Origin of the sequence: Arthrobacter sp. SLBN-112, assembly GCF_030944625.1 — a bacterium.
In the GTDB taxonomy this organism is placed as follows: domain Bacteria; phylum Actinomycetota; class Actinomycetes; order Actinomycetales; family Micrococcaceae; genus Arthrobacter.
The window spans coordinates 203,643-223,246 of sequence record NZ_JAUSXY010000001.1 but is presented as its reverse complement, the minus strand read 5'-3'; the positions used below and the strand labels follow the sequence as shown (position 1 = coordinate 223,246).

Annotated in this window: 21 protein-coding genes and 1 riboswitch; of the genes, 14 read left to right on the top strand and 7 right to left on the bottom strand. The window is 65.7% G+C overall.

All coding sequences use genetic code 11. The features are described from left to right. Positions 1-3: 3 nt before the first annotated feature. Positions 4-1,443: a TIGR00366 family protein gene (locus tag QF050_RS01010; protein WP_308928752.1), complete on the bottom strand. Its 1,440-nt coding sequence runs from the start codon at positions 1,441-1,443 to the stop codon at positions 4-6. 13 nt (positions 1,444-1,456) lie between these two features. Beyond that, positions 1,457-2,188, bottom strand: a complete 732-nt coding sequence (locus tag QF050_RS01005) for a CoA transferase subunit A (RefSeq protein ID WP_308928751.1) — start codon at positions 2,186-2,188, stop codon at positions 1,457-1,459. A 165-nt stretch (positions 2,189-2,353) separates the two neighbouring features. Here QF050_RS01005 and QF050_RS01000 point away from each other — a divergent pair, with 165 nt between their 5' ends. After that, positions 2,354-3,151 carry an IclR family transcriptional regulator gene (locus QF050_RS01000; RefSeq protein ID WP_308928750.1) on the top strand — a complete coding sequence of 266 codons (798 nt, stop codon included), beginning with the start codon at positions 2,354-2,356 and terminating at the stop codon, positions 3,149-3,151. Positions 3,152-3,257: 106 nt separating this feature from the next. Here QF050_RS01000 and nadE read toward each other — a convergent pair whose 3' ends face one another. Then, a complete protein-coding gene (gene nadE / locus QF050_RS00995; RefSeq protein WP_308928749.1) occupies positions 3,258-4,115 on the bottom strand; it encodes an ammonia-dependent NAD(+) synthetase in 858 nt (285 codons plus the stop codon). A gap of 75 nt (positions 4,116-4,190) precedes the next feature. On the opposite strand from nadE, the gene QF050_RS00990 reads away from it, so the two are divergent. The 5 genes from QF050_RS00990 (at position 4,191) to QF050_RS00970 (ending at position 8,784) form a co-directional block, all read left to right on the top strand. Further along, on the top strand, positions 4,191-5,480 hold the full coding sequence (locus QF050_RS00990) for an FAD-dependent oxidoreductase (protein ID WP_308928748.1): 1,290 nt from the start codon (positions 4,191-4,193) through the stop codon (positions 5,478-5,480). Between the two features lie 10 nt (positions 5,481-5,490). After that, positions 5,491-6,075 carry an orotate phosphoribosyltransferase gene (pyrE, locus tag QF050_RS00985; RefSeq protein ID WP_308928747.1) on the top strand — a complete coding sequence of 195 codons (585 nt, stop codon included), beginning with the start codon at positions 5,491-5,493 and terminating at the stop codon, positions 6,073-6,075. A gap of 119 nt (positions 6,076-6,194) precedes the next feature. Beyond that, on the top strand, positions 6,195-6,968 hold the full coding sequence (locus tag QF050_RS00980; RefSeq protein ID WP_308928746.1) for a GAF and ANTAR domain-containing protein: 774 nt from the start codon (positions 6,195-6,197) through the stop codon (positions 6,966-6,968). A gap of 84 nt (positions 6,969-7,052) precedes the next feature. Beyond that, positions 7,053-7,673: a hypothetical protein gene (locus QF050_RS00975; protein ID WP_308928745.1), complete on the top strand. Its 621-nt coding sequence runs from the start codon at positions 7,053-7,055 to the stop codon at positions 7,671-7,673. A 70-nt stretch (positions 7,674-7,743) separates the two neighbouring features. Then, positions 7,744-8,784, top strand: coding sequence for an alpha/beta hydrolase (locus tag QF050_RS00970; RefSeq protein ID WP_308928744.1), 1,041 nt, complete (start codon positions 7,744-7,746; stop codon positions 8,782-8,784). Here QF050_RS00970 and QF050_RS00965 read toward each other — a convergent pair. After that, positions 8,781-9,623, bottom strand: coding sequence for an HAD-IIA family hydrolase (locus tag QF050_RS00965; protein ID WP_374121486.1), 843 nt, complete (start codon positions 9,621-9,623; stop codon positions 8,781-8,783). The genes QF050_RS00970 and QF050_RS00965 overlap by 4 nt on opposite strands. A 40-nt stretch (positions 9,624-9,663) precedes the next feature. Here QF050_RS00965 and QF050_RS00960 point away from each other — a divergent pair, with 40 nt between their 5' ends. The 3 genes from QF050_RS00960 to QF050_RS00950 all read left to right on the top strand — a co-directional run bounded on the left by QF050_RS00960 (position 9,664) and on the right by QF050_RS00950 (position 11,903). Continuing rightward, a complete protein-coding gene (locus QF050_RS00960) occupies positions 9,664-10,338 on the top strand; it encodes a TrmH family RNA methyltransferase (protein WP_308928742.1) in 675 nt (224 codons plus the stop codon). Between the two features lie 122 nt (positions 10,339-10,460). Further along, the gene (fbaA, locus tag QF050_RS00955) at positions 10,461-11,480 is read left to right on the top strand and encodes a class II fructose-bisphosphate aldolase (protein WP_308928741.1); all 1,020 of its coding nucleotides are present in this window, start codon (positions 10,461-10,463) and stop codon (positions 11,478-11,480) included. Further along, a complete protein-coding gene (locus QF050_RS00950) occupies positions 11,481-11,903 on the top strand; it encodes a DUF3151 domain-containing protein (RefSeq protein ID WP_308928740.1) in 423 nt (140 codons plus the stop codon). Positions 11,904-11,991: 88 nt separating this feature from the next. Here QF050_RS00950 and QF050_RS00945 read toward each other — a convergent pair whose 3' ends face one another. Together QF050_RS00945 and QF050_RS00940 are read right to left on the bottom strand one after the other, a co-directional pair. Then, positions 11,992-12,624, bottom strand: a complete 633-nt coding sequence (locus QF050_RS00945; protein ID WP_308928739.1) for a uracil-DNA glycosylase — start codon at positions 12,622-12,624, stop codon at positions 11,992-11,994. A gap of 211 nt (positions 12,625-12,835) precedes the next feature. Then, entirely contained in the window at positions 12,836-14,044 is a 1,209-nt protein-coding gene (locus QF050_RS00940) for a cobalamin-independent methionine synthase II family protein (protein WP_308928738.1), read from the bottom strand. A gap of 12 nt (positions 14,045-14,056) precedes the next feature. Then, a riboswitch (SAM riboswitch) is annotated at positions 14,057-14,161 on the bottom strand. A gap of 270 nt (positions 14,162-14,431) precedes the next feature. On the opposite strand from QF050_RS00940, the gene QF050_RS00935 reads away from it, so the two are divergent. The 5 genes from QF050_RS00935 (at position 14,432) to QF050_RS00915 (ending at position 18,561) form a co-directional block, all read left to right on the top strand. Further along, the gene (locus tag QF050_RS00935; RefSeq protein WP_308928737.1) at positions 14,432-15,721 is read left to right on the top strand and encodes an adenylosuccinate synthase; all 1,290 of its coding nucleotides are present in this window, start codon (positions 14,432-14,434) and stop codon (positions 15,719-15,721) included. A gap of 259 nt (positions 15,722-15,980) precedes the next feature. Then, complete coding sequence (locus QF050_RS00930) at positions 15,981-16,379, top strand: DUF1508 domain-containing protein (RefSeq protein WP_308928736.1); 399 nt, start codon at positions 15,981-15,983, stop codon at positions 16,377-16,379. A 230-nt stretch (positions 16,380-16,609) separates the two neighbouring features. Then, the gene (locus QF050_RS00925) at positions 16,610-17,161 is read left to right on the top strand and encodes a sigma-70 family RNA polymerase sigma factor (protein WP_308928735.1); all 552 of its coding nucleotides are present in this window, start codon (positions 16,610-16,612) and stop codon (positions 17,159-17,161) included. Continuing rightward, positions 17,158-18,075: a hypothetical protein gene (locus QF050_RS00920; RefSeq protein WP_308928734.1), complete on the top strand. Its 918-nt coding sequence runs from the start codon at positions 17,158-17,160 to the stop codon at positions 18,073-18,075. The genes QF050_RS00925 and QF050_RS00920 overlap by 4 nt, the downstream gene beginning before the upstream one ends. Before the next feature lie 60 nt (positions 18,076-18,135). Next, positions 18,136-18,561: a CoA-binding protein gene (locus QF050_RS00915; protein ID WP_308928733.1), complete on the top strand. Its 426-nt coding sequence runs from the start codon at positions 18,136-18,138 to the stop codon at positions 18,559-18,561. On the opposite strand, the gene QF050_RS00910 is transcribed toward QF050_RS00915, so the two are convergent. Further along, positions 18,558-19,586, bottom strand: coding sequence for a 2-oxoglutarate and iron-dependent oxygenase domain-containing protein (locus QF050_RS00910; RefSeq protein ID WP_308928732.1), 1,029 nt, complete (start codon positions 19,584-19,586; stop codon positions 18,558-18,560). The two genes, QF050_RS00915 and QF050_RS00910, sit on opposite strands and share 4 nt — an antisense overlap. Between the last annotated feature and the right edge of the window lie 18 nt (positions 19,587-19,604).

The following is a 19,604-nucleotide window of genomic DNA, read 5'->3' as shown; positions in this document are numbered from 1 at the left end:
GGGTCAGTTGGGTATTACCGGCGGCACGAATTCGAACGTCATTCCCAGCAGCCACGCCAACAGCAGCACCACCGGAAGATGGAACAGGAACTGCTGGAACGTGAAGCCCACCAGGTCGCGGGCCCGCAGGCCCAGCACTGCCAGCAGCGGCAGCATGAAGAACGGGTTGACCAGGTTGGGCAGTGCCTCGGCCATGTTGTAGATCTGCACGGTCCAGCCGAGGTTCATGTTCACGTCCGTCGCGGATTGCATGACATAGGGTGCCTCGACCAGCCACTTGCCTCCGCCGGAGGGGACGAACATGCCCAGGAGAGCCGTGTAGAGGGCGATGATGATGGCGAACGCCCCATTGCCGCCGATGCTGGTGAAGAACTGCGCCAGATGCTCGGACACGGAGAGGCCGCCGGCCCCCGTCGCCTTGGTGAGGATGGCCGCCATCGCGGCATACAGCGGGAACTGGACCAGGATTCCGGCTGTTGCGGGCACGGCCTTGGCCACAGACTGCAGGAACTTGCGCGGGGTTCCGTGCAGCACCAGCCCCAGCATCAGGAAGACCAGCAGGTATCCGTTCAGTGAACTGACCACGCTCAGGATGGGCAGGGTCAGGAGCTGGGACACCAGCCAGCCCAGGGTGAGCACACCCGCCAGGACCGGCAGGACGCGGCTGTATTCGAGCCACTCGCCCGGCCGGGACTTTTCGTCCGGCGGCTCGGGCTGGTCGTCAAGGTCGACGCCGAGATCGGCCGCAGTTTTGATGGCGTTCCCCGTCGGCGCGGAAAAGTGGGCGATGACGGTGGTCAGCAGCATCAGGATGACGAGCGTAAGCAGGGACTGCCAGGTGAATATGGTGGTGCCGAAATCCAGGACGCCGGTGATCTTCAGCAGCGCCGGCGGAATGGATGCCTTGGTTGCCTGGAGCTGGGCCGCGGAGGAGGACATGCCCAGCGCCCAGACTGCGCCCAGTCCCATGAACGCCGCCGCGCCGAGGGCCCGGTAATCGACGCGGAGGTCCCCGCGCCGGGCCACCGCACGGGCCAGGAGTCCGCCAAAGATCAGGCTCAGGCCCCAGTTGACGAATGACACCGACATGGACATGACGGCGACGAAGCTGACGGCGGACCGCGCGGAGCCGGGCACCTGGGCCAGGCGTTCAATCAGCCGGGCCACCGGTGGTGAGGTTGCCACGACGTAGCCGGTCAGGACAACCATTGACATCTGCAGGGTAAAAGCGGTGAGGTCCCAGAATCCGTTTCCGAAGGAATCGACCACGGCCTTGGGCGAAGCGCCCGCCGCCAATGCTGCGACGGCGACGAGCAGGACGCCTGCCAAGGCGAAAATGTAGGCGTCCGGGAACCATTTCTGCGTCCAGCCGGCCAGCTTCTCCGCCATCCGGGCCAGGCCCTTCTGGGGGACGTCCAGATCATTGGGATGGGTGGTAGTCATCTCAGGCCCCGGCTCAGACGGCCAGCGCTTCGGCATCGGCTGCCACGGTGCGCTGCCGTACGGTCCGCTGCTCGATGTCCTTCACCCTGGCCGTGGCCTGAACCAGCCGCTGGACAAAGACGCCGGGGGTGACGATGTGGTTCGGGTCCAGTTCGCCGGGGTTGACGATGACCTCGGCCTCGGCGATGGTGAGGACTCCCGCGGTGGCCACCACCGGGTTGAAGTTCCGGGCAGTGAAGCGGTACGTGAGGTTGCCGTCCGTGTCCGCGGTGTGGGCGTGGACCAGTGCGACGTCGGCCTTGATGGCTCGCTCCTGGACGTACGTTTCGCCGTCGAACACCTCGTGCGGCTTGCCCTCGGCCACCAGGGTGCCCACGCCGGTCTTGGTATAGAACGCGGGGATGCCGGCCCCGGCGGCGCGGAGGCGTTCCGCCAGTGTTCCCTGCGGAGTGAACTCAACCTCGAGTTTCCCGGCGAGGTACTGCTCCGCGAAGAGCTTGTTTTCGCCGAGGTAAGAGGCGATGACCTTGCGGACCTGGCCGGCCTCGATTAGGACGCCCAAGCCCTTGCCGTCCACGCCCATGTTGTTCGAGACGACGGTCAGGTCCCGCACGCCGGAGTCGCGCACGGCTTCAATCAGGTCAGCGGGAATGCCGCTGAGGCCGAAACCGCCGACGGCGAGGGTCATTCCGTCCTGCAGCGCGCCCTCCAGGGCTGCGGTGGCAGAAGGCTGGAGTTTGTTCATGACGTCTCCTCGTTGAGCACGGTAAGGCGTCCACTTTGTGGACGCTGGATCTGATTCTGGAGACTACGGGCGCCCTGAGGAGCCTGTCAAGGACGCAATATTCAATAACTACAGTGTGGACGGTAGGCTTTTATGTATCCATAGTGTGGACATTTAGGAGGGCTTGTGACCGCGATGCCAGTGCAGGGCGCCCAGGTGGTGACGCGGATTGCCGGACTGCTGCGGCTGGTGGGCCGGAGCGCGGAGGGCATGCCGCTGGCGGGGCTGGTCCGCGAATCGGGGCTCACCCGCCCCACGGTCCACCGGCTCCTTTCGTCCCTCGCCGCCGAAGGCTTGCTGGACCACGATCCTGCCACCGGCAACTGGGTACTTGGCCCGGAGGTCCTGCTCATGGGGTCGGTGGCCGCCGCACGGTTTCCCATGGAGGACATCGCCCGGCCCAGCCTTCGACGGCTTGCCGAGGCCACGGGGGAGAGCGCGTTCTTTTCGATCCGCCGCGGCGCCGAGACGGTCTGCCTGCTGCGCGAGGAGGGAAGCTTCCCCGTACGCTCCTTCGTCCTGCATGAGGGCGTGCGGTTCCCGCTGGGGGTTGCGTCAGCCGGGACTGCCATCCTGGCCTTCCTGCCGGAACAAGAGCAGGAGCAGTTGTTGGGCCGCTGGGCCGACCATGCGGGGGCATTTGCCGCGAACCATACAGCCGCCTTGGTCCGGGAAAACCTCGCCCGCACACGGCTGGCCGGCTACTCGGTGAACCCCGGGCTGGTCCTGGAAGGAAGCTGGGGGATGGGCGCTGCGGTGTTCGACCCTTCCGGGAAGCCGGCCTGGGCCTTGTCATTGACCGGCATCGAGCCGCGCTTCAAGCCGGAACGGCAAGACGAACTGGGTGGCCTCCTGATGGCGGAGGCGCACCGGATTACGCAGCAGCTGGGCGGGGGTGCGGAGGGCAGGCGGCGTACCCGCTAAGCCGGGCCGGGCTGGGCCGCGAACGACGACGGCGCGCCGCCCCTCGAAGGTGCGGCGCGCCGTCGTGCGCTGTACGGCCCGAAACTGAGCTGCCGGGCAGGCACTCCTAGAGTCCGGCGCGGGGCCCCTCCGGGCGGCCCTGGTCCTTCCACCAGGTGTCGAAGATGGTCACCGGAACGGTGCGCTTGTGGCGGGTGCGGAGGAACTTCTGTTCGATCGATTCGGCCACCGCTTCCGGAACGTCGCGTCCTTCGAGGTAGTCGTCGATCTGGTCGTAGCTGATGCCAAGTTCGTCTTCGTCAGTGCGGCCAGGCCGGTCATCGAGCAGGTCGGCTGTGGGCACCTTCTCCCAGATGCGGGCCGGCGCTCCGAGCTCGGCCAGCACGGCACGGTTCTGCCGCTTGTTGAGGCCGAACAGGGGCAGGATGTCCGCCCCGCCGTCGCCGTACTTGGTGAAGAAGCCCGTCACGGACTCGGCGCCGTGGTCGGTGCCGATGACCAGGTAGTTGAATTCCCCTGCCAAGGCGTACTGGGCGATCATGCGGGTACGGGCCTTGGTGTTGCCCTTGTGGAAGTCGGAGATCTCCGAGCCCACCGTCTTTTCGAACTCGTCCTCGAAACCGTCCACCGCTGCGGAGATGTTGAAGGTCCACTCGGTCTTGGCCTTGATGAAGTCCAGGGCCGCCTGCGCGTCCTCCTCATCGTGCTGCACGCCGTAGGGCAGGCGGACAGCCACGAAATTCGCTTCCACGCCCTCCGCCTGGAGTTCCTCCACCGCCAGTTGCGCAAGCCGTCCGGCCAGCGAGGAATCCAGGCCGCCGGAAATGCCCAGGACGAAGCCCTTGGTATGCGTTGCCTTGAGGTATTCCTTGAGGAAAGTGACGCGCTTGCGCACCTCCCCTGCGGGGTCGATCCGGGGCAGAACGCCCATTTCTTCAATGATCTTGGCCTGGAGTTCGCGCATGTGGTCCAGCCTAGCCAGCGCTGTCAACAACCCTCAACTGTTCCGGGAACGCTGCACCCGGCGTAGCGTAACTGCATGGAGCGGACGGGGTGTGCGGTGGTGGGCGGCGGCCCGGCGGGAATGATGCTCGGCCTATTGCTCGCCAGGGCCGGGGTTGACGTAGCAGTCCTGGAGAAACACGGTGACTTCCTGCGGGATTTCCGCGGTGACACAGTGCATGCTTCCACGATCCGGCTGATGGACGAGCTGGGATTGGGCCCCGGATTCCGCGCCCTGCCGCAGAGCCGGCTGCGGAATGTCGCGTTCCCGGTGCCGGGCGCCGGCCTGGTCACGCTGGCTGACTTCGACTCCTTGAAACCCCCGTACAACTACGTGGCCATGATGCCGCAGTGGGACTTCCTGGATTTCCTGGCGTCCGCCGCCAAGGCCGAACCGACATTCAGGCTGCTGATGGAATGCGAAGCCACGGGTTTGGTGTTCGGCGACGGCGGACGCGTCACCGGGGTGCGCTTCCGGGCCGCCGGCGACGCCGGGGCGGGCGGCGAGCAGGTTCTTCACGCCGACGTGGTGGTGGCAGCGGACGGCCGGCATTCGGCGCTGCGACGGGCAGCGGGGTTGTCCCCGAAGGAGTATCCGGTGCCGTTTGATGTGTGGTGGTTCAGGCTCCCGCGCCGCGGCTCCGAAGCGGGGGAGTTGGCCGGGGTGGTACCGGCGTTCGGTGACCGGGAAGCCATGATTGCCCTGAACCGCACCGACTACTACCAGATGGGATATCTCGCCCCCAAGGGTGCGGATGCCAGGATCCGGGCCGAGGGCGTGGAACGGTTCCGCCAACGTGTCGCCGCACTTCGCCCCGACCTCGCGGACCGCGTCGGCTCGATCAGCAGCGTTGAGGACCTGCACTGGCTGGATGTCAGGCTGAACCGCCTGCGCCGCTGGTACACCGACGGTTTTTTGTGCATCGGGGACGCCGCGCATGCCATGTCTCCGGCCGGCGGCGTCGGGATCAACCTGGCCATCCAGGACGCCGTGGCAGCAGCAGCGCGGCTGGCGCCGGACCTGCGCCGTGGAAACGTGCGCACCGAGAGCCTTGCGGCGGTCCAGCGCCGCCGCTGGATGCCCACGGTGGTGGTGCAGACGGTACAGCGGATCATGCACCGGGCGGTGTTCGTTCCGTTGTTTGCCGGTAAGTTTCCGGCCGGCGCTGCAGCCGGGAATGCGGCGGGAAATAGCTCAAGGCTCCGGCAGGTGCTGCTCTTTGTTGTGCGGCACAACCCGGTGGTGAGGCGGCTCCTGCCCCGGGTCATCGCTTTCGGTCCACGCCCGGAGCACGCGCCAGGCTTTGCCCGTCCGCTCACCCACTAAACTGGAGCCCATGACTTCGCCCACTCATACTGCGCCTGACGCTGCAGCTGCCCGCGCCCGACTGCTCGAACTGATCAAGGAGCTTGCCGTTGTCCGCGGCAAGGTGATCCTTTCCAGCGGGGCAGAGGCTGACTACTACATCGACCTTCGAAGGATCACGCTGCACCACGAAGCCTCCAAGCTGGTGGGCCAGGTGATGTTGGCTTTGGCGGACGACGCCGGGATCGACTTTGAGTGCGCGGGCGGGCTCACCATGGGTGCAGACCCTGTCGGTACCGCCGTGATGCACGCCGCCGTTGACGCAGGCCGGCCCGTTGACGCTTTCGTGGTCCGCAAAGCCCAGAAGTCCTATGGCATGGGCCGCCAGGTGGAGGGGCCTTCCGTTGAAGGACGCAAGGTGCTGGTCCTGGAGGATACGTCCACCACCGGAGGATCTGCGCTGACGGCAGTGGAAGGCGTGCGGAAGGCCGGGGGGAACGTGGTGGCCGTGGCCGTCATCGTTGACCGGGACACCGGGGCCAAAGAAAAGATCGAGGCCGAGACGGGCGTTCCCTACCTGTTCGCGTTTGGCAAGGACGAACTGGGCCTCGCCTAGCGCCGGGCGCAGGCCCGGGGCTTGGGCGGGTTACTCACAGAGGAGTGCCCTTTGGCCCTTGGACGGCCCGTTCGGGCTGGCCTATGATGTGCGTTAAACGACTAGATCCCCCGGAGACCATGCCCTTGCTCCCCCCAACCCAACCCCTGAGCGCTACCGACCAGGTCCAGAACCTGATCATGGACAGCGCCGATTTTGAGGACTTCCTCAACGAACTGGCGCGCTTTTCCGCCCACCAGATGGCAGGCGACGGCGACGACGCCCTGTGCGGCATCACGCTGCTCCGCGACCGCAAGGCAGCCACCATTGGCTGGAGCAGCGAGTCGGCCCGGGAAGTGGATGAAATCCAGTACTCCTTGTCCCAGGGGCCGTGCCTTACAGCGGCAAAGGAAGAACGTGAAGTCTACGTTCCGGACCTGTTCCAGGAGGACCGGTGGGGCCCGGACTACGCCACCGCGGTTGCGTCCCACGGCCTGCGCTCAGTGCTTTCGCTTCCTTTCAACCTGCAGGGAGAGGCCAAGGCTGCCCTGAACCTGTACTCCGACGTCCCGAATAAGTTCGATGGCCACGCAGCGGCCAGGGCGCGGGACTTCACCAGGGAGATCTCCCAGGCGCTGCGCCTCGCCGTCAGGTTCTCATTGCACGCGGACAGCGCCTCCAACCTCCGCGCCACCCTTGAATCGCGGACCATCATCGACATCGCCATCGGCATTGTCATGGCACAAAACCGCTGCAGCCAGGCGGCCGCCGTCGAAATCCTCACGGAGGCGTCAAGCAACAGCAACACCAAGCTGCGGGACATCGCCAAGTCCCTGGTGGAGTCCGTCGGTGGGACAGGCGCGCACACCCACTACCAGGAGCCGGGCAACGCCAGGCCGGGCCAGAGCGCCTGAGGGGCGGCTTGTGCGCGGCTCCCCCTGGAGGTTAAGCTAACGGAGGTTGAGCCGTCGGCCATAGAACCTCTTTTTGGAGTACCTATGGACCGCGCCCTAGACGCACTTGTTGACCTGGATGTCCCTGCTGACATCGTCCGGATTGAAGTCCGGGGAACCCTTCGCCACGACACCCGTGCGGAACTCGTCCATATCATTCGACGTGTCCGGCACATGGGCCTGCGCTGCCGCATCTGCGTCGATCTTTCGCGGGCTGCCCTCATTGAATCAGCGGCACTTTCCGGGTTGCGCAGTGACCTTAATGCCATGGATACCAACTCCCTGCCGGGCCTTCCTTCCGCCGGGGTTGCCCTCCAGCTCGTTTCCGCCAATTACGACCGGAACGCCGAAGACCCTTCCACCAGCCAACCGCTCCTCATGGATGAGGACGTCACAGGACTGTTCACCGGCGGCGATTTTGCCGAGGGGCTGCCGCAAGTGCCGGTGATCTTCTTCGAGCTCTTGTACGGCCGCCCGCTGGCCGAGTACTCGGACGAAGAACTGCTCAATGCCAGCGATTCGGTCTTCGCGTTGCTGGATAACCCGCAGGCGTTCGACGGCGCGGACCTGCTGGGCCGCTACAACGACATTGGCCTGGAGATCATCCGCCGGCAGCAAAAGCCCCAATCTCCGTTCCCGGCCACGGAGGGCCAGGCCGCAAGCTGACCGGTGCGTCACCGAGTGCTTATATGCCGCTCCTTGCGGCGTTTACAGCAGGTGTGCTTACGGTAGTGGTGTGCCGTATGAGGGGGAGACAGGTCCGCAGAACCGGCGCGGGGCCTCCCAAGCCCGGCTGCTGGCGGAAGCGGCTGCCCTCAAACGCTTTTCGCGCCGGACGTTCCTCGCCGGTGCCGGGGCCTCCGGTTTGCTTGCTGCGGACATGCTGCTGACCCGCGAAGTGCAGTCGCAGCGCCAAACCACAAAAATCCTGCCCGTTGCGGATGACTTCGCCGACGCCTACTACCCGGACGCCGGCTGGTTCCTGTTCCCCGGGTACAAAACCAGCTGGGAAGAGGCCCAGTGGATCCTCAACACCCTCCGCGGGTCGCTGAACAAGCGGGCCCGGCTCGCCGCCGTCGGCTATTCCAACCTGGGGCTGGACGTCACCGAGGTGGTCAGCGCGATCTCCGAGTACATCGCGGTGGAAAAAATCACCAAGCTGTTCTTCTACGGCCACAGCTTCGGCGGCATGCTGGCCACCCAGGTGGCCTCCCGGCTGCTCGCCCTGGAAGGTATCCAGGTGCAGTTCATCCTGCTGGACTCAAGCCCCTACAGTGCGCATGACGTCCTGGACCAGAGCTGGTTCGACGGCGTGGTGTTCCTGTATGAGCGGGGCTTCAGGTTCCCGTCCACCCTGCGCGGCGGGTACGAGCTCGGGGAGCGGATCATCCATAAGGACGAACGCAGCTGGCGCCAGATCCTGGACCAGACGCTCGAACAACTCTCGCCCATCGCCCCGTCCAGCGTGCTCATCCAAACCGAGTCGGCATACATCTACCACTTCGAGGGCAGCCAGTTCGCGGGGCAGCTCGGGACGGCCAAAATGGCCTACATCGGCAACCCGAAGGACCAGACCGTTGACTACGAGACGGCTTCGGAGACGTGGGCGGTGGCCTTCAAGGACAACATGGTCTCCAGCGGACTGCAGACCACAGGAGCCGCGCCGGCCCACGCCAGCCCCGGCTGGAATCCGCAGATCTACCGGCCCCTCCTGACGGAGCTGCTGGAGGAGTACTTCCCGTTGCCCCGGGGCGGCTCCCGGGTGAGTATCTTCTAAATCTGGTTCTTCAGGTCCGCCACCGAGTTCAGCACCTGGTTGGGCCGGAACGGGTAGGCGGCAATATCGTCCTTATGCGTGATGCCACTGAGTACCAAGACGGTGTGCAGGCCCGCCTCCATGCCGGCGATGATGTCCGTGTCCATCCGGTCACCGATCATTGCGGTGGTCTCGGAGTGGGCGTCGATCTGGTTCATGGCGGAACGGAACATCATGGGGTTCGGTTTGCCCACAATGTAGGGCTCGCGGCCGGTGGCCTTGGTGATCAGGGCGGCAATAGCGCCGGTAGCCGGCATCGGGCCGTCCTTGGACGGGCCGGTGGCATCCGGGTTGGTGGCGATGAACCGGGCCCCGGCCAGGATCAGGCGGATGGCGGTGGTAATAGCCTCGAAACTGTAGGTGCGCGTCTCGCCAAGCACCACGAAGTCCGGATTCTGGTCGGTGAGGATGAAGCCGGCCTCGTGCAGCGCCGTCGTCAGTCCTGCCTCACCGATCGTGTAGGCGCGGTTGCCGGTTTCCGAGCCGCCCACCTGGTCCTTCAGGAACTGGGCCGTGGCCAGCGCTGAGGTCCAGATGTTCTCCTCCGGGATCTCCAGGCCGGAGGAGCGCAGGCGGGCGGCGAGGTCGCGCGGTGTGAAGATCGAATTGTTGGTGAGCACCAGGAAACGCCTGGACGTATCCACCCAGCGCTGGATCAGCTCCGCAGCACCCGGGATAGGCTGGTTCTCGTGGACCAGGACGCCGTCCATGTCCGTCAGCCAGCATTCAATCTCCTGGCCGTTGCGGTAAACCGCGGGGTTTCCTGCTACCTGGTCTTCTTCTGCCACGTCTACCTCCACCGGTGATGAATGCTCCAGTGGTCCAGTCTAGTGTTGAAGGGTGAACCAGACGCCGGGCCATCCAGACCAACCCAACCACCACCCCGGGGAGGCTGAACCCGCCAAGGCGGAGGTCGGCGTCGGACCCTGGGAGGGGGAACTGCCCGAAGGCGACCATTGGGACCCCGACCTCCTGGCGGACGGCGACCGCCGCAACGTGCTGGACAAGTACCGCTACTGGAAGCACGAGGCGATCGTGGCGGAGCTGGACTCCCGGCGGCACAACTTCCATGTGGCCATCGAAAACTGGCAGCACGACCTCAACATCGGCACGGTGGTGCGCACCGCCAACGCTTTCCTCGCCAAAGAAGTCCACATCATCGGCCGACGACGGTGGAACCGCCGCGGTGCCATGGTCACCGACCGCTACCAGCACGTCCGCCACCACCCCACCGTGGAGGATTTCGTCCAGTGGGCCCAGGGGGAGGGCCTGGCGATCATCGGGATCGACATCTTCCCGGACTCCGTCCCCCTGGAAACCTACGAACTGCCCAAGGACTGCGTCCTGGTCTTCGGCCAGGAAGGGCCGGGCCTCACTCCGGAAGTCCACCAGGCCGCCGTCGCTACCCTGTCCATCGAGCAGTTTGGTTCCACCCGGTCCATCAATGCCGCCTCCGCCGCCGCCATCGCAATGCACGCCTGGGTCCGCCGGCACGTCTTCGGCCAGCACGTCTGAGTATTACCGACCCGTGACCCGAAACACCCGGCCAGCCCGGGAATGGCTAGGATGGTGCCAAGCCGTAAGCGGTCTACTTGAGGGTCATCCACCCACAGACGAAACTCAGCAGAGGAGCCAGCATGCCCATTGCAACCCCAGAGATCTACGCAGAGATGATCGACCGTGCCAAGGCGGGCGGATTCGCTTTCCCCGCCGTGAATGTCACGTCCTCCCAGACGCTCAACGCAGCGCTCCGCGGCTTCGCCGAGGCCGAATCGGACGGCATTGTGCAGGTTTCCACCGGCGGCGCAGCCTACTGGTCGGGTGCTTCCACCAAGGACATGGTTGCCGGCTCGCTGGGTTTCGCAGCCTTCGCCCGCGAAGTTGCCAAGAACTACAACGTCAACATCGCCCTGCACACGGACCACTGCCCCAAGGACAAGCTGGACGGCTTCGTCCTGCCGCTGCTCGAGGCTTCCGAAGCTGAGGTCAAGGCCGGCCGCAACCCGCTGTTCAACTCCCACATGTGGGACGGCTCCGCCGAAACCCTGCAGGAGAACCTGCGCATCGCCCGCGACCTGCTCCAGCGCACCGCGGCCGCCAAGATGATCCTCGAGGTGGAGATCGGCACCGTCGGCGGCGAGGAAGACGGCGTCGAAAACGCCATCAACGACAAGCTCTACACCACGGTGGAAGATGCCCTGGCCACCATCGACGCCCTCGGCTCCGGCGAGAACGGCCGCTACATCACTGCTCTGACCTTCGGCAACGTCCACGGCGTGTACAAGCCCGGCGGCGTCAAGCTGCGCCCGGAGATCCTCAAGGACATCCAGGCACAGGTGGGCGCGAAGATCGGCAAGGACAACCCGTTCGACCTCGTCTTCCACGGCGGCTCCGGATCCTCGGACCAGGAAATTGCCGACGCCGTCTCCTACGGCGTGATCAAGATGAACATCGACACCGACACCCAGTACGCCTACACGCGTCCGGTGGCGGACCACATGTTCAAGAACTACGACGGCGTCCTGAAGGTCGACGGCGAGGTCGGCAACAAGAAGACCTACGACCCCCGCGTCTGGGGCGCCTCCGCCGAAGCCGGCCTGGCGGCCCGCGTGGTGGAAGCCACCAAGCAGCTCGGTTCGGCCGGAAAGACGTTCTAAATGTCGGATGAGTTCCGCAGGAACCTGATGGGGCCGGAGCCCACACTCCTGCCTGCCGAAACCGAGGTGAACGGGCAGCTGGAGAACGGCCAGGAGGCCCTGGACCTGGTGGAGAAGCACCCCACGTCTTCGCTGCTGTGGGCGATCCTGGCTGAGGAGGCGTGGACCGAGGGCCGCACCATCGACTCCTACGCCTACGCCCGGGTGGGCTATCACCGCGGGCTGGACGCGCTGCGCCGCAACGGCTGGCGCGGCGTCGGTCCCATCCCGTGGGAGCACGAGCCAAACCGCGGGTTCCTGCGGGCGCTCTACTCCCTGGGCAGGGCCTCATCGGCTATCGGGGAAGCTGACGAGCCGGAACGGATCGAAAAGTTCCTGAACGACTCCGATCCCGCAGCCAAAGCAGCCATCGAGGGCACCTAAAGATTCCCAGGCTTTAAACGCCCGACGGCGGGTGGTCACCTTTCTTTGGAAAGGTGACAACCCGCCGTCGTCTGTTTGAAGCTGTTGGCTATGCCACGTTCGCGATGCCCGTGCGTGCCATGGCGTCCGCGTAGGCCGTCCGCATGTCCTCCAGGAACTCCTCCTGGCGCGCCGGGGAGCCTGCGAAGGCGCGTCCGCTCAGGGAACGGACCTTGTAGGTCTTCAGGCCGCGGCGCCACAGCAAGGGGACTTCGGTCTTCAGCAGCAGGTTTGCCAGGCGGTTGGCCTCGGTGCCGTGCGCCACGATCACCGAGGCGCGCGGGACGAGGGCCAGGAACTTCAGCAGCGGCTTCAAACCTGCCTGCACCTGGTCCGGGGTGAATTTGCCGTTGGCAACGCCTGGGACGTGCCACGGGTGCACGTTCCAGGGCATCACGAATTCCGGGCGCAGGCCCAGCTTCCACTGGATGCCGAGCATGCGGGTAGCGGCGTCCTGGTCACCGGCGGTGATGAAACCGGACGGGTCCATCTCGCCAATGTTGGAGTACAGGCTGATGATGCGGCATTCCTCAACATCGTGCATTGGGTCCACGTAGGGCACCACGGTTCCGGGCTTTGCTTCCTGCAGGGAATCACACAGCTCGTTGACAGCGGCAACGCTGTCTTCGTAGCGGCGGCTCATGAGCTGTTCGTGGAATGTTTCGGGGGCCAGTGCGGTCATGAAGGGCTGGTTCTCCTGCGGGGATTGATGTTGCGTCCACCGGTGAAAATGGGCGCACGCCGGCGCGGCTCATCAACGGTGGTTAGTTGGGGTGGGCCGATTCCGGGTCGGCCTCTGTAAGTTTACCAAGCCCGGGGAAACGAAACGCCGGTCCAGCGCACCTCATTCGTGGCGCATTGGACCGGCGGTCGTGTCCGGAACGGGAGGAAAGCTACCAGAGGCGCTTCGTGGCGCGGCGAGCACCCTCGCCAAGAGCCTCCAGTTTGGCGTACGCGATCTGCGGGTGCACCCTGCCGCCCAGGCCGCAGTCGGTCGATGCGATGACGCTTTCCCGGCCCACCAGCTCGGCAAAACGGACAATGCGGTCCGCCACCACGTCCGGGTGCTCCACCACATTGGTGGCGTGCGAGACGACGCCGGGGATGATCACTTTGCCCTCGGGAAGTGTGGTCTCTTCCCATACCCGCCATTCGTGTTCGTGCCGGACATTGGCGGCCTCGAAGGAGTACGCGCCGGCATTGACCTGAAGTACGGAGCCGATGATGTCAGCGAGCGGGATGTCCGTGGTGTGCGGGCCGTGCCAGGAGCCCCAGCAAACGTGCAAGCGGATCTGTTCCTGCGGGAGGTCCCGCAACGCCCAGTTGGTGGCCTCCACACGCAGCTGGATGAACTTCAGGTAGTCCTCCAGGGACGGCTCCGGGTTGATCTGGTCCCAGCTTTCGGCCAGGGACGGATCGTCGAGCTGGACCGTCAGGCCGGCGTCGATGATGGCCTTGTATTCCTCGCGCATGGCATCGGCGCAGGCGTAGACAAGTTCCTCATCGCTCTTGTAGTACTCGTTGGCTACGCGGGCGCAGGAACCGGGGGAGAGCGAGGCCACGAATCCCTCAGCGAGGCCGGCCGCGGCGAGCCCGGTCTTCAGGTTCTTGATGTCCGAGGCCACCAGGTCATGGCCGGTGTAGGTCAGGGGCCCGGCGATCTTGGGCTGGGACACGCTCTTCCGGTGCGCCAGGATCCCTGAGGAGGGGTCGTTGTATGCCTCATTGAACGCCTGCCGGTCGCGCCGGTCGGGGAATGACGTCAGGACAACGTTTCCGGGGGAGGAACGCCGGACATCGGCTTCTGCCCAGCGGTCCACGTTGGTTGGCTCCAGGCCGCCGAGCCGGGCAAAGGAGTAGTTCCACCAGGCCCCGTAATCAACGGAGTTGGACATCGTGTGCCCGTACTCGCCGTCGTTGGGGATGTCGACTCCCAGGTCCTTCTGGCGCTGGACCACGTCCACAACGGAGTTCTCCAGGAGCTCCAGGAACGCCGGAGTGATGCCGTCGGATTCTTTTGCGGTGTTGGCCGCGATGAGTTCAGGGGTGCGGGGCAAGGACCCGGCGTGGGTGGCGCGAATGTGGTCGGTGTTCAGGGGCATGCTGGAATCTTCCTTCCATCGGTCCTGGCAGTAGCACCTTCGGCCGGCAGCTTTCCTGCCGGGCCGTGGTTGCTGCGGCGTCATTGAGCCAGGTCTCTCAGCCGCTCCGGATGGTCCACTCCCACTTAAATCCAGGAGCGTGGTCAGGGGCAAATGCGGTTCAGAATGTGGCGGACCGCCATTGCGGGGCCGCGGCGGGCCCATCGAGTGGACAAAGTGCCTGATCCGCTAAACTTGGGTGGTAAGAGCCCCGGAACTCTTGCGTCGCTGCGCCGCCTTGCGGTCCGGCGAAGGCCGGTCTGTTCGGGGCATTCTCATGAACGGCGCTGCGCAGGTCCGCTCCCCGCGGCCGGACCCGGGCAGCCCGAACGAATGGGGGAGGATCCCATGCCAGCAATTGTGATCGTAGGAGCCCAGTGGGGCGACGAAGGAAAAGGCAAGGCCACCGACCTTCTGGGCGGCCGTGTTGATTACGTCGTCAAGCCCAACGGCGGCAACAACGCCGGGCACACCGTCGTCGTAGGCGGTGAAAAGTACGAACTCAAACTGCTGCCGGCAGGCATTCTCAGCCCCAACGCGGTCCCCATCATCGGCAATGGCTGCGTGGTGAACCTCGAAGCCCTTTTCCAGGAGATCGAGGGACTCCAGGCCCGCGGCGCCGATACCTCGCGGCTGCGCGTATCCGCCAACGCCCACCTGGTGGCCCCGTACCACCAGGTGCTGGACAAAGTGACCGAACGCTTCCTCGGCAGCCGCGCCATCGGAACCACCGGCCGCGGCATTGGCCCCGCCTACATGGACAAGGTGGCCCGGCTGGGCATCCGTGTCCAGGACGTCTTCGACGAGTCCATCCTTCGCCAGAAGGTGGAAGGCTCGCTGCGCCAGAAGAACGAACTCCTGGTCAAGGTCTACAACCGCCGCGGTGTTGTGGTGGACGAGATCGTTGAGTACTTCCTGTCCTTTGCCGACCGCCTCCGCCCGCTGGTCATCGACAGCACGCTGGTCCTGAACACCGCCCTGGATGAGGGCAAGGTAGTCCTGATGGAAGGCGGCCAGGCCACGTTCCTGGACGTCGACCACGGAACCTACCCGTTCGTGACCTCCTCGAACCCGACCGCGGGCGGCGCATCAGTGGGCTCCGGCATCGGTCCCACCCGGATCTCCCGCTCCATCGGCATCATCAAGGCCTACACCACCCGCGTGGGTGCGGGCCCGTTCCCCACCGAACTCTTCGACGAGATGGGCATGTACCTGCAGAAAACCGGCGGTGAGTTCGGCGTCAACACCGGGCGCCCGCGCCGCTGCGGCTGGTACGACGCCGTCCTGGCCCGCCATGCGTCCCGCGTGAACGGCTTCACGGACTACTTCGTGACCAAGCTGGACGTACTGACCGGCATCGAACAGATCCCTGTGTGCGTGGCCTACGACGTTGACGGCGTCCGCCACGACGAGATGCCCATGACGCAGACCGAATTCCACCACGCCAAGCCCATCTTCGAGTACTTCGACGGCTGGACCGAGGACATCACCGCTGCCCGCACCCTCGCGGACCTCCCGGAAAACGCCAGGAACTACGTGCTGGCGCTGGAGAAGCTGTCCGGAACCCGGTTCTCCGCTATTGGCGTTGGCCCGGACCGGGACCAGACCATCGTGGTGAACGACCTCATCAACGACTGACACGTTGGTCCGGAACACGGCAGACGACGGCGGCGGCCCACCTTTTGCAGGTGGGCCGCCGCTGGCGTTTGCCGGCGTGGGCAGTAATTTACACAGGCTTAACGCGACAGGGCTTGTAGGCCTGCAGGCGCCGCAGCCAGACTCGTTAACACCATTTGAACTGATCAGCGGACGGTTCCAACATGCTTTTTGGCGGTGCAGGGATGCACCCCGCAGAGAGCCGTCGCCGGTTGAAGACACCAGACCGGAAGGACATGCCGTGGCAGGAAACTTCGAAGTTTTTCTTGATCCGGAGATGCTCTACAGGTTCCGGCTGCTGGGGCCCGACGGGTCGGTCATGGCTGTCTCGCAAGGGTTCGAGGACAAAGCTGCGGTAGCTGCGGGTATCGCAGCAGTGCGTGAATGTGCCGGGACAGGCCTGGTGACCGATCTCAGCCCCACCGGGGGAGAGTCCCGTCCCGCCGCCAACGCTGTTCCAGACGAGCTCCCCGCCGTCGTCGTGCCCGCTTGCGATGACCAGCGGCTGCCTGGTGAGGCTGCACGCCTACGCACTGGCGAAGGCGCCGCGGAGGCAGGCCACGGCGCCGCGTTGGAGCAGGACGGCAGCCCGCTGAGGACCGGCCGAAAAAAATTCAAAAAAACTTTTGGGCGGGCGTAACCCTTCCGGGGTCCGCAGCGATTACCCCTATGAAGTGCCGGTCTGGAACCTGTCCCCCATCACGTTCCAGGCCGGCCCTTTTGATCTCTTGGCAAGGCCGCTGCGCGGGCGGCGTCCCGTGGCGGTCACCGGCCAGCGAGGTTACCGAAGGGTAAAGTAAGAGCAGCGTTCCGGATCCATGTGAGACGCTTCCTTTGCCGACGCCCTTTTTGATTGAAAGCACCACGTCAGTGACCGATGCACAGACAGATGCGGCCCCGGACCACGCCGTCCCCGGACCTGCTGCCCTCAGCCTCGTCTACAAAACGTACGCATCACAAGTCCTGGGCTACCTTGCGGCCCGTGGCGTCGAGGATCCGGAGGCGGCCATGCAGGAAGTGTTCCTTTCCGTCCTGCCCCGCCTGGACACCGTGCGTGGAGGAAAGGCCGGGCTGCGGACGTTCATCTTCAGCGTTGCCCACGCCCGCATGGTGGACGATCACCGGCGCCAAAGCCGTCACCCGGTAAAGCTGCCGTTCGAGCCCGAACTCGACCAGCGCGAAGAGACCTCGGCCGAAAAAGAAGCTCTGCAAAACATCTCGCCCGGTGAGGTCCGGGGACTCCTGTCCGGACTGCCCCAAGACCAGCGCGAAGTACTCTCGCTTCGTTTGGTGGGAGGCCTGACCGTGGAAGAGACGGCGGAGGCCATGAATAAGAGCGCCGGCTCCGTGAAGCAGCTCCAGCGCCGTGCGCTGCTCAAACTCCGGGACCTCGCCGCAGTGAAGGAGTACCTCGCGCCATGACGCCACCATCAGGGAACCTTGTCTCCCTTGTCGACGACATGCTCCAGGACGCCGGTTGCGGTGACGACCCGGACCTCCGCGACGCGCTGCTCTCACTTGGTGCGCTGGCATCGCTCCCCGCGCCCGCACCCGGCGCGGAACTCGCCGCTCTGCTGGCTCCAGCCGGCACGGCCGGAGACGGAGACGCCGTGGAACATCCTCCGGCCGTGGAACATCCTCCATCCCCGGAGCAGCCGGACGACGACCTCACGCGCCGCCGGCGGCGGCGCCACCGCCCCACCGCGCTGGGCCTGGTTCTGGTGGCCGGGATGGGATTGGGCGTTGGCGGTGTGGCCGCCAGCACCTCCGCACCCGGGAGCGGAACGATGCAGCAATTGCTGGCGGACTGGACTCCCCCGTGGAGTGCGCCGTCGGCCAGTGCATCGGCCGCTGGGGGCGGTGACACGTCGCCGTGGCTTGCCGCCGGCGGGGACATCCCGGATCCGGTTTCGTCAGTTGCACCCGCTGCGGCCACGCATGCCGGAAGCCGGTCGTCCCGGCTTCTGGAAGACCCCGCCGGAGTGACCGGCCACGGCGGCTTGCGAAGCTGCGGCGGACCCGCCAGGCACGACGCCGGCAGCGGCCAGGGAGCCTGTGTGCCGGGACCGGCAGGGGCGGCGTTGCCCGCTGCCGCGGGAGGCGGGACGGACGGGAAGGGCCGGAGCCAGAACGACGGCGGTGCCGCACCCGCGGCGGACACCGCACCAACGGGCACGCCCGCAGCAGGCAAGCCGGACGCGACCGCGGCGGATACCCCCGCACCGGGCCAGGGCGGACCAGGCGCAGCCGCGCCCAGGACGGGTGATGCGCCTGCCCCAGCGGTCGAGGCGCCGGGCCAGGGCAGCGGCCGGAAGCCGGAATCCCCGGCGAAATAGACCGGGAACCCGACATTGGCTGGGGCGGACGGACCCGAAAGCGCAGCGTAGGCTGATCGCATGGGCCACACCAACGATCCCGCAGTCATCGAACGCCTCATGCGTACCCAGGGGCGCTGGGCCATCGTGGGCCTGACCACCAATGAGTGGCGCGCCGCCTACGATACCTCGCTGTTCATCCGCGACAAGCTCGGCATGGAAATCATCCCCGTCAACCTGCCCGGCGAACCCGTGCACGGCGAAACCGGGTACCGCACCCTCGCCGACATACCTGCGGAAAAGCGGCCCATCGACGTCGTGGACTGCTTTGTGAACTCGCAGCGGGTGGGTGACGTGGTGGACCAGGCCATTGCCACGGGCGCCAAAGCCGTCTGGCTGCAGCTGGGGGTCATCGACGAAGCCGCGGCGGAACGCGCCAAGGCAGCAGGCCTGGACGTGGTGATGAACGCCTGCCCGGCGCAACTGGCCTGGAAGTACAACCTCTAGCGCTTCATCAGCTCCGGATAATGCCGTTCGGTGACATCCGGGTGCGCGCGCATGCGTCCTTTGAGCATGTTCAGGCCGAAGGACGCCAACAGGGGATTGGACGGATCATCAGTGATGCCTCGTGCCGCGGCCTTCAGTTCCGGTGCCAGGGGGACCGGCTGGATCACCGCGTCCAGCCGGGGCGACCAGAAGAACGGTACCGAGTAGCGGTCAACGCCCGGTGGCGGCGCCTGGACTCGGTGGATGGTGGCAGCCAGGTACCCCTCGGTGGCTACTTCCAGCATCTCGCCCAGGTTCACCACCAGCGCGCCCGGCAGCGGTTCCACCGGCAGCCAACGGCTGGTTCCCGGCGGCAGCACTTCAAGTCCCCCCACATTGTCCTGCAGCAACAGGGTTACGAAGCCGTAGTCCGCGTGCGAGCCCACGCCCTGGTCACCCGCGGCTTCCACCACGCCGCCCACATAGTGCACCAGCTTGCCCATCCACGCGGGGGCATCCCGGAAAGGTCCGTCGAAGTAGTCTTCGGGCAGCTGCAGCGAGACCGCAATGGCCCGCAGCAGTTCCATGCCCACACCGGACATCAGTGCGGCCCATTCCATGGCAGCCGGCCGGAGTTCGGGGAACGCCTCGCCGGGCCAGAGGTTGGGGCCCTGCAAAAGCCAGTACGGCTGGTCTGCCGGAAACTCCGTGACCGGCTCGCGGTCCGGCGAATAGTCGATCTGCTCCCGGGCGTCCGCACGCCCCTGCGTGATTTCCGTGCCCATCCGGGTGTAGCCGCGGAAGTGCGGTGACAAACGGTTGTCCAGCTTCATCCGTTCATCCAGGGGCAGGCTGAAGAAGCGCCGGATGATGTCCAGGAGCTGTTCGGCCTGCCCGGGCCGGCCGCCGTATCCAGTGATTTGGAAGAACCCGACAGTGTGTGTGGCGTGACGCAGCTGTTCGATGAATTCCGGGCTGAAAGAGCCGTCCGCCCGCCGTGCGGAACGCAGGTCCAGAACAGGTATGGCGCCCTGGTCGTGTGACATGCTCGCAGACTAGCACCG

Bases quoted from the DNA above. Each gene is read 5' to 3' on its own strand.
- QF050_RS00915 (WP_308928733.1), top strand. From the start codon at position 18,136: ATGGGCCACACCAACGATCCCGCAGTCATCGAACGCCTCATGCGTACC.
- QF050_RS01010 (WP_308928752.1), bottom strand. From the start codon at position 1,443: ATGACTACCACCCATCCCAATGATCTGGACGTCCCCCAGAAGGGCCTG.
- QF050_RS00990 (WP_308928748.1), top strand. From the start codon at position 4,191: ATGGAGCGGACGGGGTGTGCGGTGGTGGGCGGCGGCCCGGCGGGAATG.
- QF050_RS00950 (WP_308928740.1), top strand. From the start codon at position 11,481: ATGTCGGATGAGTTCCGCAGGAACCTGATGGGGCCGGAGCCCACACTC.
- QF050_RS00940 (WP_308928738.1), bottom strand. From the start codon at position 14,044: ATGCCCCTGAACACCGACCACATTCGCGCCACCCACGCCGGGTCCTTG.
- QF050_RS00910 (WP_308928732.1), bottom strand. From the start codon at position 19,586: ATGTCACACGACCAGGGCGCCATACCTGTTCTGGACCTGCGTTCCGCA.
- QF050_RS00935 (WP_308928737.1), top strand. From the start codon at position 14,432: ATGCCAGCAATTGTGATCGTAGGAGCCCAGTGGGGCGACGAAGGAAAA.
- pyrE (WP_308928747.1), top strand. From the start codon at position 5,491: ATGACTTCGCCCACTCATACTGCGCCTGACGCTGCAGCTGCCCGCGCC.
- QF050_RS00920 (WP_308928734.1), top strand. From the start codon at position 17,158: ATGACGCCACCATCAGGGAACCTTGTCTCCCTTGTCGACGACATGCTC.
- QF050_RS00975 (WP_308928745.1), top strand. From the start codon at position 7,053: ATGGACCGCGCCCTAGACGCACTTGTTGACCTGGATGTCCCTGCTGAC.
- QF050_RS00945 (WP_308928739.1), bottom strand. From the start codon at position 12,624: ATGACCGCACTGGCCCCCGAAACATTCCACGAACAGCTCATGAGCCGC.
- QF050_RS00980 (WP_308928746.1), top strand. From the start codon at position 6,195: ATGCCCTTGCTCCCCCCAACCCAACCCCTGAGCGCTACCGACCAGGTC.
- nadE (WP_308928749.1), bottom strand. From the start codon at position 4,115: ATGCGCGAACTCCAGGCCAAGATCATTGAAGAAATGGGCGTTCTGCCC.
- QF050_RS01005 (WP_308928751.1), bottom strand. From the start codon at position 2,188: ATGAACAAACTCCAGCCTTCTGCCACCGCAGCCCTGGAGGGCGCGCTG.
- fbaA (WP_308928741.1), top strand. From the start codon at position 10,461: ATGCCCATTGCAACCCCAGAGATCTACGCAGAGATGATCGACCGTGCC.